At 70.0% G+C, this 15,049-nt stretch carries 10 protein-coding genes; 5 read left to right on the forward strand and 5 right to left on the reverse strand.

Annotated features, from left to right (window positions below; translation table 11 throughout):
- Nucleotides 1-109: 109 nt before the first annotated feature.
- The 3 genes from ACWC2B_RS15475 to ACWC2B_RS15485 form a co-directional block, all read right to left on the reverse strand.
- Nucleotides 110-1,744: a peptide ABC transporter substrate-binding protein gene (locus ACWC2B_RS15475; RefSeq protein ID WP_450716954.1), complete on the reverse strand. Its 1,635-nt coding sequence runs from the start codon at nucleotides 1,742-1,744 to the stop codon at nucleotides 110-112.
- 502 nt (nucleotides 1,745-2,246) lie between these two features.
- Nucleotides 2,247-4,154 (reverse strand): translational GTPase TypA, encoded by a 1,908-nt coding sequence (typA, locus tag ACWC2B_RS15480; protein ID WP_450716955.1) that lies wholly within the window; start codon nucleotides 4,152-4,154, stop codon nucleotides 2,247-2,249.
- Nucleotides 4,155-4,465: 311 nt separating this feature from the next.
- Nucleotides 4,466-6,796 carry an ABC transporter family substrate-binding protein gene (locus ACWC2B_RS15485; RefSeq protein ID WP_450716956.1) on the reverse strand — a complete coding sequence of 777 codons (2,331 nt, stop codon included), beginning with the start codon at nucleotides 6,794-6,796 and terminating at the stop codon, nucleotides 4,466-4,468.
- 313 nt (nucleotides 6,797-7,109) lie between these two features.
- Here ACWC2B_RS15485 and ACWC2B_RS15490 point away from each other — a divergent pair, with 313 nt between their 5' ends.
- From ACWC2B_RS15490 to ACWC2B_RS15505, 4 genes are read left to right on the forward strand one after another with little or no spacing between them, the layout of a single operon-like run.
- Nucleotides 7,110-7,403 carry a hypothetical protein gene (locus ACWC2B_RS15490; protein ID WP_450716957.1) on the forward strand — a complete coding sequence of 98 codons (294 nt, stop codon included), beginning with the start codon at nucleotides 7,110-7,112 and terminating at the stop codon, nucleotides 7,401-7,403.
- 18 nt (nucleotides 7,404-7,421) lie between these two features.
- Nucleotides 7,422-8,252, forward strand: a complete 831-nt coding sequence (locus tag ACWC2B_RS15495; RefSeq protein WP_450716958.1) for a hypothetical protein — start codon at nucleotides 7,422-7,424, stop codon at nucleotides 8,250-8,252.
- Nucleotides 8,253-8,254: 2 nt separating this feature from the next.
- Nucleotides 8,255-10,183, forward strand: a complete 1,929-nt coding sequence (locus ACWC2B_RS15500; protein WP_450716959.1) for a fumarate reductase/succinate dehydrogenase flavoprotein subunit — start codon at nucleotides 8,255-8,257, stop codon at nucleotides 10,181-10,183.
- Entirely contained in the window at nucleotides 10,180-10,950 is a 771-nt protein-coding gene (locus ACWC2B_RS15505) for a succinate dehydrogenase/fumarate reductase iron-sulfur subunit (RefSeq protein ID WP_450716960.1), read from the forward strand. The genes ACWC2B_RS15500 and ACWC2B_RS15505 overlap by 4 nt, the downstream gene beginning before the upstream one ends.
- Nucleotides 10,951-10,957: 7 nt before the next feature.
- Here ACWC2B_RS15505 and ACWC2B_RS15510 read toward each other — a convergent pair whose 3' ends face one another.
- The gene (locus tag ACWC2B_RS15510) at nucleotides 10,958-11,995 is read right to left on the reverse strand and encodes a hypothetical protein (RefSeq protein ID WP_450716994.1); all 1,038 of its coding nucleotides are present in this window, start codon (nucleotides 11,993-11,995) and stop codon (nucleotides 10,958-10,960) included.
- A 111-nt stretch (nucleotides 11,996-12,106) separates the two neighbouring features.
- Here ACWC2B_RS15510 and ACWC2B_RS15515 point away from each other — a divergent pair, with 111 nt between their 5' ends.
- A complete protein-coding gene (locus tag ACWC2B_RS15515; protein ID WP_450716961.1) occupies nucleotides 12,107-12,376 on the forward strand; it encodes a hypothetical protein in 270 nt (89 codons plus the stop codon).
- Nucleotides 12,377-12,382: 6 nt separating this feature from the next.
- Here ACWC2B_RS15515 and ACWC2B_RS15520 read toward each other — a convergent pair whose 3' ends face one another.
- Nucleotides 12,383-14,929 (reverse strand): SpoIIE family protein phosphatase, encoded by a 2,547-nt coding sequence (locus ACWC2B_RS15520; RefSeq protein ID WP_450716962.1) that lies wholly within the window; start codon nucleotides 14,927-14,929, stop codon nucleotides 12,383-12,385.
- Nucleotides 14,930-15,049 lie beyond the last annotated feature (120 nt).

Genomic DNA, 15,049 nt, shown 5'->3' on the forward strand with positions numbered 1-15,049 from the left:
ACAGCGGCCGGATCGCTCCCCCAAAGAGTAGGGGGGAGTGTCCGGCCGCGTCTTCACTGTGCCTGCCCCGCGATTGCGGAGCTTGGGGGTGGGCCGGATGCCGACCTGGTTACTTCTTCTTGACCTCGACCTGGGTGAACACCGGGTCGCCGAAGGAGTCGTACTTGACGTTCTGGACGTTGTTCGACCAGCCCGCGTTGGTCTTGTAGTACCAGAGCGGGATGGACGGCATGTCCTTCGCCAGCACGGCCTCGGCCTGCTGGTACAGCGCGGTGGTCTGCTCGACGTTGGTCGCCTTGTCGGCGTCCTTCGAGAACTTGTCGAACTCCGGGCTGGAGTACAGCGAGTCGTTCGCCGAGGCGCCCGTGCCGTAGATGTCGCGCAGGAAGTTGGCGTTCAGCGGGTAGTCCTGCTGCCACGCCGACCGCATGATGCTGGTGACCTTGTGACCGTCGATCAGGTCACGGGCGGTCTTGAAGTCGGGCTTCGGGTCGCCGGTGCACTCGACGCCGGTGGCCTGGCGGATGGAGTTGCAGACCGCGTCCACCCACTCCTTGTGACCGCCGTCGGCGTTGTAGAGGATGGTGACCTTGTTGTTCGGGACGCCACCGCCCGCGGCGATGAGCTCCTTGGCCTTGGCCGGGTTGTACTTGCAGGCCTCGCCGCAGGTGTCCTGCTTGTAGCCGGCGACACCCGGGGCGACCCAGCCGTCGGCGGGCTGACGCGAACCCTGGAGCACCGTCTTGGTGATGGTGTCGCGGTCGATGGCCATCGACAGACCCTGGCGGACCTTGGCCTTCTCCGGGGCCTTCCAGCCCGCGTCGTACATGGCGAAGGCGATGGAGGTGATGCCACCCTGCGGCTGGTCGACGGCGCGGTCGCCGAGGTCGCCCTTGTACTTCGGCAGGTCGGTCGGGTCGACCTGGTCGAGCACGTCCAGGGTGTCCGAGGTGAGCTCCTTGTAGGCAGCCTCGGCCTGGGTGTAGTTCTTGAAGACGATGCCGCCGTTCTTCGGCTTGTCCTCGCCCTTGTAGCCCTCGTACGCCTTCAGCGTGACAGCCTTGTTGTGCTCCCAGCTGACGAACTTGTACGGGCCGTTGCCGACCGGGTTCTCGCCGTACTTCTTCGGGTCGGTGAAGAAGGCCTTCGGCAGCGGCGAGAAGGCGGTGTAGCCGAGCTTGTACGGGAAGTACGAGACCGGCGCGGTCAGGTCGACCTGGATCGTCTTGTCGTCGATCGCCTTCAGACCGGACATCTTGTCGGTCGTCGGGTCGCCCTTGCCCTTCTCGGGGTGGACGTCGGTGTAACCGGCGATGTCCGAGAACCAGTTGGAGTTGATCTGGTTGTTCTTGGTGTTGGCCGACCAGTTCCACGAGTCCACGAAGGACGAGGCGGTCACCGGGGTGCCGTCGTGGAAGGTCCAGCCGGTCTTGATGGTGATCTTGTAGTGCTGGGAGTCAGTGGTCTCGATCTTCTCGGCCATCTGGTTCCGCAGCTTGCCCGTCGCCGGGTCGTAGTCCGTCAGCCCGCGGAACAGGTTCTTGACGATGCGGCCGCCGCCGACCTCCATCGCGTTGGCAGGCTGCAGCGGGTGCTGCGGCTCGCTGCTCTGGTAGCTGTAGACGCCATTGGCGTCCACGGCTGCCGAGCCGGATCCCTTGCCGTCGCCACCGCCGCAAGCGGTGGCGCCCAGGGCGATGATTGCCGCTCCCGCGACCCACTTGGCGCTCGTAGCACCACGCATGGGTTTCCTCCTCATGAGTCCACTTGTCACTACAAGAGGGGTACTTCTACGCGCGCTGACACCCCTGACAGCGCTGTGACGTCAAGTACCCCGAGTGTGCTCGTGAGTCGGCACTCCCCACAGTGCGTGACCCATTGACCCGAGCTCAATGGAGCCAACTATTAAGTACGGCCGGGCTGTAAACCACACTTAAAGGGTCTCGTTTTGACAACATCAGTACCGGTCATCAGCCCGAAATCCGGACAAAATGAGCACAGACAGACACGCCCGAAACGGACCGTTAACACATCTTCCGGAGAGCGACGGTCGATATCCGAACAGCGTGCTCGTTAAAACAACTTGACCGTAGAGGGCTCCGGTCACCGTTCACGAGGCTCTTTGACAGTCCTTTGAACTTGATCGCCCGTGCGTGTGTACGCGCCCGCCCAAACCCGGCCGGCGACGCCGAAGGCCCGGCTCCGCGGCATACGCGAAACCGGGCCTTCGGGACGTGCGGGGTACGTCAGTTGCGCTTGGCGCGGGACGCGGTGCGGCCGCGCTCCTTGGCGTCCAGGACGACCTTGCGGATGCGCACGGCCTCCGGGGTCACCTCGACGCACTCGTCGTCGCGGCAGAACTCCAGGGACTGCTCCAGGGAGAGCTTGCGCGCCGGCACCACGTTCTCGGTGTTGTCGGCGGAAGCGGCACGCATGTTGGTGAGCTTCTTCTCCTTGGTGATGTTCACGTCCATGTCGTCGGCGCGCGAGTTCTCACCGACGATCATGCCCTCGTAGACCTCGGTGCCGGGCTCGGTGAACAGCACACCGCGCTCCTGCAGGTTGATCATGGCGAAGGGGGTGACCGAACCGGACCGGTCGGCGACGAGCGAGCCGTTGTTACGGGTCGTCAGCGTGCCGAACCACGGCTCGTGGCCCTCGTGGATCGAGTGGGCGATACCGGTGCCGCGGGTGTTCGTCAGGAACTCCGTACGGAAGCCGATGAGGCCGCGGGACGGGACGACGAACTCCATGCGGACCCAGCCGGAGCCGTGGTTGGACATGTTGTCCATGCGGCCCTTGCGGACGCCCATGAGCTGCGTGACCGCGCCCATGTGCTCCTCGGGGACGTCCACCGTGAGGCGCTCGACGGGTTCGTGGACCTTGCCGTCGACGAGCTTGGTGACGACCTGCGGCTTGCCGATGGTCAGCTCGAAGCCCTCGCGGCGCATCTGCTCGACGAGGATCGCGAGCGCGAGCTCACCGCGGCCCTGGACCTCCCAGGCGTCGGGGCGCTCGGTGTCCAGGACGCGCAGCGAGACGTTGCCGATGAGCTCGCGGTCCAGGCGGTCCTTGACCTGACGGGCCGTCACCTTGCGGTCCTTGACGGTCGCCTTGGCGTCCGCGCCCTTGCCGGAGCCACCGCGGCCGACCAGCGGCGAGGTGTTCGTGCCGATGGTCATGGAGATCGCCGGCTGGTCGACCGTGATCAGCGGCAGCGCGATCGGGTTCTCCGGGTCGGCCAGGGTCTCGCCGATCATGATGTCGGGGATGCCCGCGACCGCGCAGATGTCGCCGGGGCCGGCCATCTCGGCCGGCTTGCGGGTGAGCGCCTCGGTCATCATCAGCTCGGTGATGCGGACGTTGGAGATCGTGCCGTCCCGCTTGATCCACGCGACGGTCTGGCCCTTGCGCAGCTCGCCCTGCTCGACGCGGAGCAGCGCGATGCGGCCGAGGAAGTTGTCGGCGTCGAGGTTGGTGACGTGCGCCTGGAGGGGGGCGGCCTCGTCGTACTCGGGGGCCGGGACGTGCGACAGGATCGTCGAGAAGAACGGCTCCAGGTTGTCGCTGTCGGCCGGGACGGTGCCGTTCTCCGGCTTGGTCAGCGACGCGACGCCGTCACGGGCGCAGGCGTAGACGATCGGGAACTCGATCTGGTCCTCGTCCGCGTCCAGGTCCAGGAACAGGTCGTACGTCTCGTTGACGACCTCGTCGATCCGGGAGTCCGGGCGGTCCGTCTTGTTGATGCAGAGGATGACGGGCAGACGCTGCTGGAGAGCCTTGCGGAGCACGAAGCGGGTCTGCGGCAGCGGGCCCTCGGAGGCGTCGACGAGCAGGACGACCGCGTCCACCATCGACAGACCGCGCTCGACCTCGCCACCGAAGTCGGCGTGGCCCGGGGTGTCGATGATGTTGATGGTGATGACGTCGCCGCCATCCTTGGGGTGGTACTTGACGGCGGTGTTCTTCGCCAGGATCGTGATGCCCTTCTCACGCTCCAGATCGTTGCTGTCCATCATGCGGTCGTCGAGCGACTCGGCGGCGTGCGCGGCGAAGGCACCGGCCTGCTTGAGCATGGCGTCGACCAGGGTGGTCTTGCCGTGGTCGACGTGGGCGACGATGGCGACGTTACGGATGTCGTGGCGCGTGGGCATGCTGGCTAGCGCTTCTCTCGATCGTGGGATCAGGCGTCTGACGCGGTCGAGTCCTCGTCCGCCCGCCGGGCAGACAGGCCACGGCTGCCTCCCATGGTACGGGGCCGCCGCGCCGACGGCCTCCCGGGCCGATTCTGGCGATCTTGAGCAAGTAGCTACGTCGTGATTGAGCCTGGGTCAGGGGCGTACACGACCTTGCCCGCCGACAGGGTCGGCGGGCAAGTGACTTGAGCAGGTTCTGAGCTTGGGGCCGATCTGGCCTTCCGCCTCTGACCTGCTGGTTTCCTCTTCTGCTTCTTATTGTTTCTCGATTACTTCTTATTGTTCTTCGATCCGTCGTGCGCCGTTTCCGGCTTCTTGAACCCGATGTCCTGAAAGTGCGGGGCGGCGAAGCCGAAGGCACCGGCGTTGGCCACGTTCGGCTTCACGGCGACCAGCTGCGGACGCTGGAAGAGCGGAATCGAGCCGGCCGCCGCCCAGATCCTGGCGTCGGCCTTCTGCACGAGATCGCGGGCCTCGTCCTCGTCGAGCTCGGCGGCCGCCTGGTCGAAGAGCTGGTCGATGTGGTCGGTGCCGACCCGGCTGTAGTTCTGTTCGACGAGCAGCGAGCCGTCCGCGGCCGGCTCCGGCTTGGCGAAGATCGGCCGGTCGTCGGTGGCCGGGTAGGCGGTGCCGGGCCACGAGTACAGGGCCAGATCGAAGTTGCCGGACGCGATGTGGTCCTTGAAGTAGCTGTCGTCGGCGACCTTGACGATCTCGGTGTTGATGCCGACGGACTTCAGCTCGGCCGCGATTCTGTCGCCGACACTGCGCAGCGCCTGCGAGCCGGGGCCCGAGGGCAGCACGAAGCGCAGGGTGAGCGGCTTGCCGTCCTTGCCGAGGGGGCCGCCCTGCGGCGCCGGGGCCGCGGTGCCCTTCGGGGCGTACGCGCCGGGGGCGCCGCCCTTGGGCCGGGCCTCCGTCTTGGTGTCCTTGTCGGCCTTCTTGCCCTGCTCCGCGGGCTCGGTGTCGAAGACGCGGGCCTGGCGCAGCAGCACGGCCTTCTGGAAGGCCGCGGCGCGGGCCGGGGCGAGCACGTACGAACCGGACCCGGCGCCGGCTCCGGAGCCGCCGGGCTTGTCGTCGCCGACGATGTAGGTGCCCTCGTCGTCGGGGTGGTTCCCGGCCGTCTGGCGCTTGCCGTCGTCGGAGTCCTCGCTGTCGGCCTGGCTGCCCGCCTTGGCGGGCTCCTGCTTCGGCTTCTGCCGGGCGCCGCCGGTCGTCCAGCCCGCGTCGGCGAGCAGCGCCCGCGCCTCCTTCTCGTCGTGGCTGCCGAGGGCGTCGCTGCTGTCGGCGTACGCGTCCTGGCCGGCGAGGGCGAGGTGGCTGCCGGGGGGCTGGGCGGGCAGGCCGAGCGGCTTGAGGACCTCCTCGGCGATCTCCTGGCGGTTCAGCGCGCGGGCCACCGCACGCCGGACCCGCTCGTCGGCCAGCGGCCCGGAGGCGCCGTTGAGGGAGAGCTGGGTGTAGGCGGGCTCCAGGGTCTTGCGGATGGCGAGGCCGCGCAGCCCGGCCTGTTCCTTGGCGTACTTCTCGACGGCGGCCCGTTTCTCCTTGCGGGCCTCCTGCTCCGCCTCGGCCTTGTCCTCCTCGCCGCTGTGGGCGATCGCCCAGGAGCGCAGCGCGGAGGCGGGCGTGATGGCGGCGGCCGGGCCGTGGGTGACGGCCTGGCCCTTGTCGCGTTCGGCGAGCGTGATGCGGTCGGCGTCCGCGCGGTCGATCTCGGCCATGTCGACGGTGCCCGCGGCGAGCGCCGCGGCCCGCTTGTCGCGCGGCACGGCCTGGAGGACCAGGGTGTCGAGCTTGGCCGGGTGGCCCCACCAGCGCGGGTTGCGCTCCAGGGTGACGGCGCCCTTGGCCCGGTCGGCCTCCTTGAGGCGGAAGGCCCCCGCGGTCACCTTCAGCTTCGTACGGGCGCCGTCGTTGAAGGCGTCGGGGGTGCCGGTGACGTCCTTCGGGTAGAGCGGGCTGAACAGGGAGCGCCAGTCCGCGTACGGCTTGGCGAAGGTGACCTTGACCTCCAGGTCGTTGGCACCCTTCTCGATCTTCTCGATGCGCTCGTACCCGGCGTTGCGTGCGGTCCAGTACGCGGAGTCCTTGCCGCTGAGCGCGCGCCACTGGGCGACGAAGTCGGGGGCGCCGATCTCGCGGCCGTCGCTCCACACCGCCTTCTGGTTGAGCTTGTAGAGCACGACCTGCTTGGGCTCGCGCTGGACGACGTCGGCGGACTCCAGGTAGTCGGCGTTGCGCTGCGGCCGGCCGCGCTCGTCCAGGGTGAACATCGCGGGCAGCACCGCCTGGGCGACCCGCTGGGTCGCGGCGTCGGCGTCGGCCTGGAACGTGTTGAGCGTCTCGGGCATCGCGTCGACGGCCCACTTCAGGGTGCCCCCGTCGGCGACCTGCGGCCGGGCCGCGACCCCGATGTCCTGGGGCGCGACGCCGGTCGTGGTCCCGCGGTCGGCGGAGCCGCAGCCGGTCAGCACGGGCAGCGCGAGCACCCCGGTGGTCAGGAGCGCGACGGAGCGCGACCGGACGGAGGCCGCGGTCCGGGTCGCCGCGACGATCCGGGGCGCCCTCCCGTTCGGGTCACCGACGTGGGACATGGCTTGTACCTCTTCGTCAGATTTGTGGAACTTGATGCCATTTCGCGATGATCACACGTATCCCAGCCACTGAAGAGGACGGGCCCGCCGCCCGGGCGGCGACACGGCGCAGCGGGCCCCGAACCCCACCCGTGCGGCGGAACGCACCCGCGAACGCGGCCGCCCCGGCCGGGGAACCGACCCCGTAGGGGGCGCGCCCGGATTCCGCAACCCCACAACGTCATGCACGCACCCTTCACAACCGCGCACGTGAGGCGCGACACTCTCAGGCGCATGAACATTGCCACCCGCTCCGGCGAAAGGCGGGCAAGTCATGTCCCTGCAGGACGAGTTGACGGCGGCTCAGCGCTGCCTGGACGACCTCGTGAAGAGCGTCGGCCGACTGGAGAAACAGGTCGGGCACGGCCTGGAGATCAGGCGGGTGCGGACCGACGCCGACCATCTGCGCGAGAGCCTCGCACTGCTCCGCGAGGCGGCGCCCGGTACCCCGGCGGCCCGGCCCGACCTGGTCACCATCCCCGACACCCCGTACGACACCTCGCTCTGGACCGACGCGGACGACGAAGGGCTCGGGAGCACTCGGGCCCGCGGTCGACGCGCACCCTGACCTCCACTGGAGCCACTCTTGGCCACAGGCACGGAACCCTCTCCCCCGGCGGGGACCGGCACGGGCGTCCACGACGCCTCGCGCGCCGCCATCGCGCCCCGCCATCTGCGCACCGACCGCTGGTGGCTGGCGCCGGCCGTGACCGCCGCGGGGCTGCTCGCCTTCATCGTGTACTCGACCTGGCGGGCGTTCGCGAACGCGGACTACTACCAGGCGCCCTACGTCTCGCCGTTCTACTCCCCGTGCCTCGCCGACAACTGCGCACCCATGCGGCACGGCCCGAACGCGGAGATCTTCGGGAGCTGGTGGGGCCTGTCCCCGGCGCTCCTCATCCTGATCTTCCCGCTCGGCTTCCGGCTGACCTGCTACTACTACCGCAAGGCGTACTACCGGGGCTTCTGGGCCTCGCCGCCCGCCTGCGCGGTGGCCGAGCCGCACAAGAAGTACTCGGGCGAGACCCGCTTCCCGCTCATCCTGCAGAACGTCCACCGGTACTTCTTCTACTTCGCGGTGCTGGTCGCAGGGGTCCTGACGTACGACACGGTGCTCTCGTTCCGCGACGAGCACTACCGGTGGGGCCACATGGGGCTCGGCAGCCTGGTGTTCCTGGTCAACATCGCGCTGATCTGGACGTACACCCTGTCCTGCCACTCCTGCCGTCACATCATCGGCGGCCGGCTGCGGCACTTCTCCAAACACCCGGTGCGCTACCGGCTCTGGGGCTGGGTCGGAAAGCTGAATGAGCGTCACATGCTGTTGGCCTGGGCGTCGTTGATCAGCGTCGCGCTCGCCGACTTCTACGTGTACCTGCTCGCCACCGGTGCGTTCGACGATCCGAGGTTCTTCTAGACATGACACAACTCGAACGGCAGCAGTGGGACGTCGTCGTGGTGGGCGCGGGCGGGGCGGGCCTGCGGGCCGCCATCGAGGCGCGCGAGCGGGGCGCCCGTACGGCGGTGATCTGCAAGTCCCTCTTCGGCAAGGCGCACACCGTCATGGCCGAGGGCGGCATCGCGGCCTCCATGGGCAACGTCAACTCCGGCGACAACTGGCAGGTCCACTTCCGCGACACCATGCGCGGGGGAAAGTTCCTCAACCAGTGGCGCATGGCGGAACTGCACGCCCGCGAAGCCCCGGAGCGCGTATGGGAGTTGGAGACCTGGGGCGCCCTGTTCGACCGCACCGCGGACGGCCGGATCTCGCAGCGCAACTTCGGCGGCCACGAGTACCCGCGCCTGGCCCACGTCGGCGACCGTACGGGCCTGGAACTCATCCGCACCCTCCAGCAGAAGATCGTCAGTCTTCAGCAGGAGGACAAGAAGGAGTTCGGGGACTACGAGGCGCGCCTGAAGGTCTTTCAGGAGTGCACCGTCACCCGGGTGTTGAAGGAGGGGGACCGGGTCTCGGGCGCGTTCTGCTACGAGCGCGAGAGCGGGCGCTTCTTCGTCCTTGAGGCCCCCGCGGTCGTGCTCGCGACCGGCGGCATCGGCAAGTCGTTCAAGGTGACGTCCAACTCGTGGGAGTACACCGGCGACGGGCACGCGCTCGCGCTGCTCGCCGGGGCGCCGCTCCTGAACATGGAGTTCGTGCAGTTCCACCCCACGGGCATGGTCTGGCCGCCGTCGGTCAAGGGCATCCTGGTCACCGAGTCGGTGCGGGGCGACGGCGGGGTGCTCAGGAATTCCGACGGCAAGCGCTTCATGTTCGACTACGTGCCGGATGTCTTCAAGGAGAAGTACGCGGAGTCCGAGGAGGAGGGCGACCGCTGGTACGAGGACCCGGACCACAACCGCCGCCCGCCCGAGCTGCTCCCCCGCGACGAGGTCGCCCGGGCCATCAACGCCGAGGTCAAGGCGGGCCGGGGCACCCCGCACGGTGGCGTCTTCCTGGATGTCTCCACGCGGATGCCCGCCGAGGTGATCCGGCGCCGACTGCCGTCCATGTACCACCAGTTCAAGGAGCTGGCGGACGTGGACATCACGGCCGAGGCGATGGAGGTCGGGCCCACCTGTCACTACGTGATGGGCGGCATCGCGGTCGAGTCCGACACCGCGGCGGCCCGCGGCGTGCCCGGGCTCTTCGCGGCCGGCGAGGTCGCGGGCGGCATGCACGGCTCCAACCGGCTCGGCGGAAACTCGCTCTCCGACCTCCTGGTGTTCGGCCGGCGGGCCGGGCTGCACGCCGCCGAGTACGCGACCTCGCTCGCCGCGCGCCCCGCCGTGGACGAGATCCAGATCGACACGGCGGCCGCGGAGGCCCTGCGCCCCTTCAGCGCCGAGGCCCCCGAGGACGGCTCGCCCGTCGAGAACCCGTACACCCTGCACCAGGAGCTCCAGCAGGCCATGAACGACCTGGTCGGCATCATCCGCCGGGAGGGCGAGATGCGGCAGGCGCTGCTCAAGCTCGGCGAGCTGCGGACGCGGGCCCGGCGGGCCGGGGTCGAGGGGCACCGCCAGTTCAACCCGGGCTGGCATCTCGCGCTCGACCTGCGCAACATGCTGCTCGTGAGCGAGTGCGTGGCGCGGGCCGCGCTTGAGCGCACCGAGAGCCGGGGCGGGCACACCCGCGAGGACTGGCCCGGCATGGACCGCGCCTGGCGCCGGGTGAACCTGCTGTGCCACCTCGCCGACCCCACCGAGGGCCTCGCGCCACCCGACGCCGAGCGCGGCCAGATCAGGCTCGTGCGCGAGGAGACCGACCCCATCCGTGCCGATCTGCTCTCCCTCTTCGAGAAGGACGAGCTGGTCAAGTACCTCGCCGAAGAGGAGCTGTACGAGTGAGTACGTACGATGCGAGCTTCCGGGTCTGGCGGGGCGACACCGGCGGCGGTGAGCTCACCGACTTCAAGGTCGAAGTGAACGACGGCGAGGTGGTCCTCGACATCATCCACCGCCTCCAGGCCACCCAGGCCCCCGACCTCGCGGTCCGCTGGAACTGCAAGGCGGGCAAGTGCGGTTCGTGCAGCGCGGAGATCAACGGGCGGCCGCGGCTGATGTGCATGACGCGGATGTCGGTGTTCGACCCCGGGGACGTCATCACCGTAACCCCCTTGCGGGCCTTCCCCGTTGTACGGGACCTGGTCACGGACGTGTCCTTCAACTACGCCAAGGCGCGGGAGGTCCCGGCGTTCGTGCCGCCCGAGGGGGTGGCGCCGGGCGAGTACCGGATGCAGCAGATCGACGTGGAGCGCTCGCAGGAGTTCCGCAAGTGCATCGAGTGCTTCCTGTGCCAGGACACCTGCCATGTGGTGCGCGACCACGAGGAGAACAAGGGCGCCTTCGCGGGCCCGCGCTTCCTGATGCGCGTCGCCGAGCTCGACATGCACCCGCTGGACGCGGCGTCCGAGGCGGGCCTGGACCGCAAGACGACCGCCCAGGACGAGCACGGGCTCGGCTACTGCAACATCACCAAGTGCTGTACGGAGGTCTGCCCCGAGCACATCAAGATCACCGACAATGCGCTGATCCCGCTGAAGGAGCGGGCGGCGGACCGCAAGTACGACCCGCTGGTGTGGCTGGGCAGCAGGATCCGGCGCCGCGATTCCTGACGGCCCGTCAGCTCTGTTGAGGACTCCAGCCCTTTCGATAGGCGGCCCAGTCCCGGTCGCGCTCGGCGAAGTCGACGTACAGGGCGAGGCCGAAGTGCTGGCGGTGGCGGTCGGTGCGGGCCAGGCCCAGACGGGCGCCGCGCACGGCCGCCTCCACCGTCTCGGCGGAGCCGTGGTGGGACATGCTCTCGGCGTCGTAGAACGGCAGCCCGATCAGCAAGTCGGTCTGTTTCGGGGTGACTTGGAGGGCGAGCGCGGTCTGGCGGGCCACGTAGCCGCCGTACAGGCTCTGCACGGGCATCGCCGTGTCGTACGACATGACGGCGATCTGGTCGACGCGGCGTGCCACCTGTGCGAAGTAGGCCTGTGCCCACCACTTGCCGTGGCCGGTGAGGCCTTCGGCCGCCGAGTGCAGCGCGGGCAGCGGGTCTATCTGGTGCGCGGCCACCGAGAGCAGGGCGCCGCGGGGCCGGGTGAGCGCGTGCAGCGAGTCGAGCAGGGCGAGGTAGTCCTTGTCGCCCGAGGGCAGCGGCTCCAGATCGAAGTGGACGCCGTCGAAGCGGGCGCCGTCCAGGACCTGGCGGGCGGTGGTGACGACGGCCGTGCGGGTCGTGGCGTTCTTGAGGCGCAGCCCGACCGGGCCCTCGCTGGCCAGCCGGTCGCCCAGCCAGGCCTGTACGCGCACGTCCGGCAGCCTGCGGTGCACGCCCTCCACGAGCCAGCGGGCCTTGGGGTAGCGGGTGGCGGGCAGGGTGCCGTCGTGGTCGAGCGGGCCGGTGTGCACGAAGAGGTCCTTGATGCCGCTGCCGCGCAGCTTGGCCGCGAAGGCGTCCAGGTCCTTGTCGTTCTTGCGGCCGTCGACCCAGGCGTGCCCCATCCAGTACGCGTCCCGGCCGCGCGTCCGGGTGTCCTCGCCGGGGGCGCCGGCGTACTGGGCGCGTAGCGCCACTCCGGCGGCGGCGAGCGTGACGACGACGACCAGCGCCGCCGCGAGCAGGGTGCGCCGTGTCCAGCGCCCTCCGCGGCCGCCCCACCAGCTCCGTATCCTGCCCACGCGTGCGTCTCCCCCTTGAAGTGCCCTGCGCCCCAGATTAGCGGCCCCGCACAGGGGCGCTTTCCGGTCGCCAGGGTGCTGTTCCGGCCATACGCTCGGACCGTGATGCCGCCCGTCGGAAGAGCCCGGCGCCGTGCCGCCCTCGGCACGCTCGCCGCCCTGTCCTTGATCCTGGTCTCCGCCGCCCCCGCGCTCGCCGACAGCACCCACGACTCGGGGAGTTCGGCCAGCGATCTGGTGCTGCCGGTGGTCGTGGTCGTCGTGGCGGTGGCATCGGCCGCGTACGCCTACCTCAAGAGGAAGCGCCGAACCCACACCCGCACCACCCCTGGCCAGGGTCGGCATCCGCCCCGGACACCCCCGGCGGGCTAGGGGCGGTCAGAACATGCTCAGGATCTGTTCCTCCGTCAGCTCCGGCGGGGTCGACTCCCCGTCCGGCAGGGCGAGTTCGAACCAGACCGTCTTGCCGCGCGGGGTGCGGCGGGCGCCCCAGGCCGCGCTGAGGAGGCCGACCAGCTGGAGGCCGCGGCCGCCCTCGTCCGTGTCGCGGGCCCGGCGGCGCCGGGGCTGGACCAGGCCCGCGTCCCACACCTCGCACACGAGCGTACGGTCGCGGAGGAGCCGGAGCCGGATCTCCCCGTCGCCGTAGCGCAGCGCGTTGGTGACCAGCTCGCTGACCAGGAGCTCCGTGGTGTCGACGAGGTCGTCGAGGTCCCAGGCGAGCAGCTGCGTGCGGGCGAGTTCGCGGGCGCGGCCCACCGAGCGCGGCTCACGCGGCAGGCGCCAGTCGCCGACCGCGTCCGCGGGCAGGCCCTGGATGCGGGCGAGGAGGAGCGCGATGTCGTCCTCGCCGTGCCGGGTGTCGAGCGAGCCGAGGACCTGGTCGCAGACGTCCTCCAGGGGCCGGTCCGGGTCGGTGAGGGTCTTGCGGAAGGCGTTGAGCCCCTCGTCGAGCGGATGGTCGCGGGACTCGACGAGGCCGTCGGTGTAGAGGGCGAGAAGCGCGCCCTCGGGCAGGTCGACCTCGACCTCCTCGAAGGGCTCGCCGCCGACGCCGAGCGGCAGCCCGGGCGGCACGTCCAGAAGCATCGCGGGCTCGCCCGGGTCGTCGCCGGGTTCGACCAGGACGGGCGGCAGGTGCCCGGCGTTGGCGAACGTACAGCGCCGGGTGACCGGGTCGTAGACCGCGTACACGCAGGTCGCGAGGTAGACCTCGGAGAGGTCGGCGTCGCGGGACTTGTGGGAGACGCGGGAGGCCTGCTGGCTGCCGCCCGGCGCGCCGAGGCCGCGGGCGATCTCGTCGAGGTGGGACAGGACCTCGGCCGGTTCGAGGTCGAGCAGCGCCAACGTCCGTACGGCGGTGCGCAGTTCACCCATGGCGACAGCCGCGCGCAGGCCGCGGCCCATCACGTCGCCGATGACGAGCGCGGTGCGATGCCCGGGCAGTTCGATGACGTCGAACCAGTCGCCGCCGACCTCGGACTCGGCGCTGCCGGGCAGGTAGCGGCAGGCGATGTCGAGCCCGGCGGCCTCGGGGTCGCCGGGCGGGAGCAGGGAGCGCTGGAGGATCAGCGCCCGCTCGTGCTCCCTTCGGTAGAGGCGGGCGTTGTCGATGCAGACGGCGGCGCGCGAGGCGAGCTCGGTGGCGAGCGCCCGGTCGCGCTCGCCGAACGGCTCGCTGCCCTTGGCGCGGGCGAACTGCACGAGGCCGACGACGGTGTCGTGGGCCACCATCGGGACGGCGAGGGTGGTGTGCACGAGGCCGCCGTCGGCGCCTCTGACGGTGTGCACGCGGGCGGTGCGCAGCGCGCTCGCGTACGGGGAGTGGAACCGGTAGCGGTGTACGTCGCCCACGCCCACCTCCCCGTCGCCGCCCTCGCCGCTGGCCAGCGGGCCGTCGGAGACGGCGCTCGCGAAGGCGACCCGGCGCAGTTCGCCGCGCCCGTCACAGGGGCCGGAGCCGGGGTCGTCACCGGCGAGCAGGGTCTGGTAGAGGTCGACGGAGGCGAGGTCGCAGAAGCCGGGGACGGTGATGTCGAGGAGTTCGCGGGCGGTGGTCTCCAGGTCGAGGGAGTTGCCCATGCGGGCGCCCGCCTCGTTCAGGAGGGCCAGGTTGCGGCGGGCGTCGGCGGCCTCGCGGGCCGCGTTGTGGCGGCGGGTCACATCGATGCCGAGACCCGCGACGCCGATCGGGCGCCCGGTGCCGCTGTGCACCCGGTACAGGTTGACGGCCCAGTGCCTGCGGTCGGAGCCGCCGGGCGCGGAGCCCACTATCTCCAGGTCGGTGACGGACTCCCCGGTGTCCAGGACCCGTTGCAGCGCGGCGGACATCCGGTCGGCCTCGGGGCGGCTGAGGTAGTCGTGAACGGTGTGGCCGCGGTGCTCCTCGGGGGCCCCGCCGAAGACGGTGGCGAACCGCCGGTTGGCGCGCAGCACGGTGAGATCCGTACCGAACAGCAGGAAGCCGTAGGGAGATTGACCAAAAATGGCCTGCGAGGCGGCCAGGTCGGTTTCGATGCCGCGCAGGGCGCGTACGTCGACGACGATACAAAGGGCCGCCCGTTCGTCGGCGGCCGTGCGGCTCGGCATGACGTAGAGCTCGGCGAGACCCTGGGCGCGTTCGCCTCCGTCGGGCGAGGGCATGCGGAAGGGGACGATGCCGGTCCATTCCTTGCCGTCCAGGATCTCCGCGACCCGGCGGTGCCCGCGCGGACGCAGCTCGGGGGGCATGAAGGCCTCGACGGGATCGCGGCCGATCACGGTGGCCGCGGCCAGGCCGAACTGCTCCTCGGCCCGCAGGCTCCACTGCTCGATCAGCCCGTCGGGCCCGATCGAGAACGAGGCGACGCGGATGTAGTCATAGATCGAGCCAGGTGGGCTGCTCTGCCACACGACATCGCCAGCCGTCTCAGGTATCTCGCTCACGCGACCGTCCCCTCCAGCTCACCGCACCGGACCGGCCTTGACCGCAGTATTCAGCACTACGGCCCCAGCCGACACGGCGTTCACGATCACATCCCGGTCTCGTTCTTTTCCAGCCGTTGT

The sequence above is a fragment of the Streptomyces sp. NPDC001415 genome, from assembly GCF_053597395.1.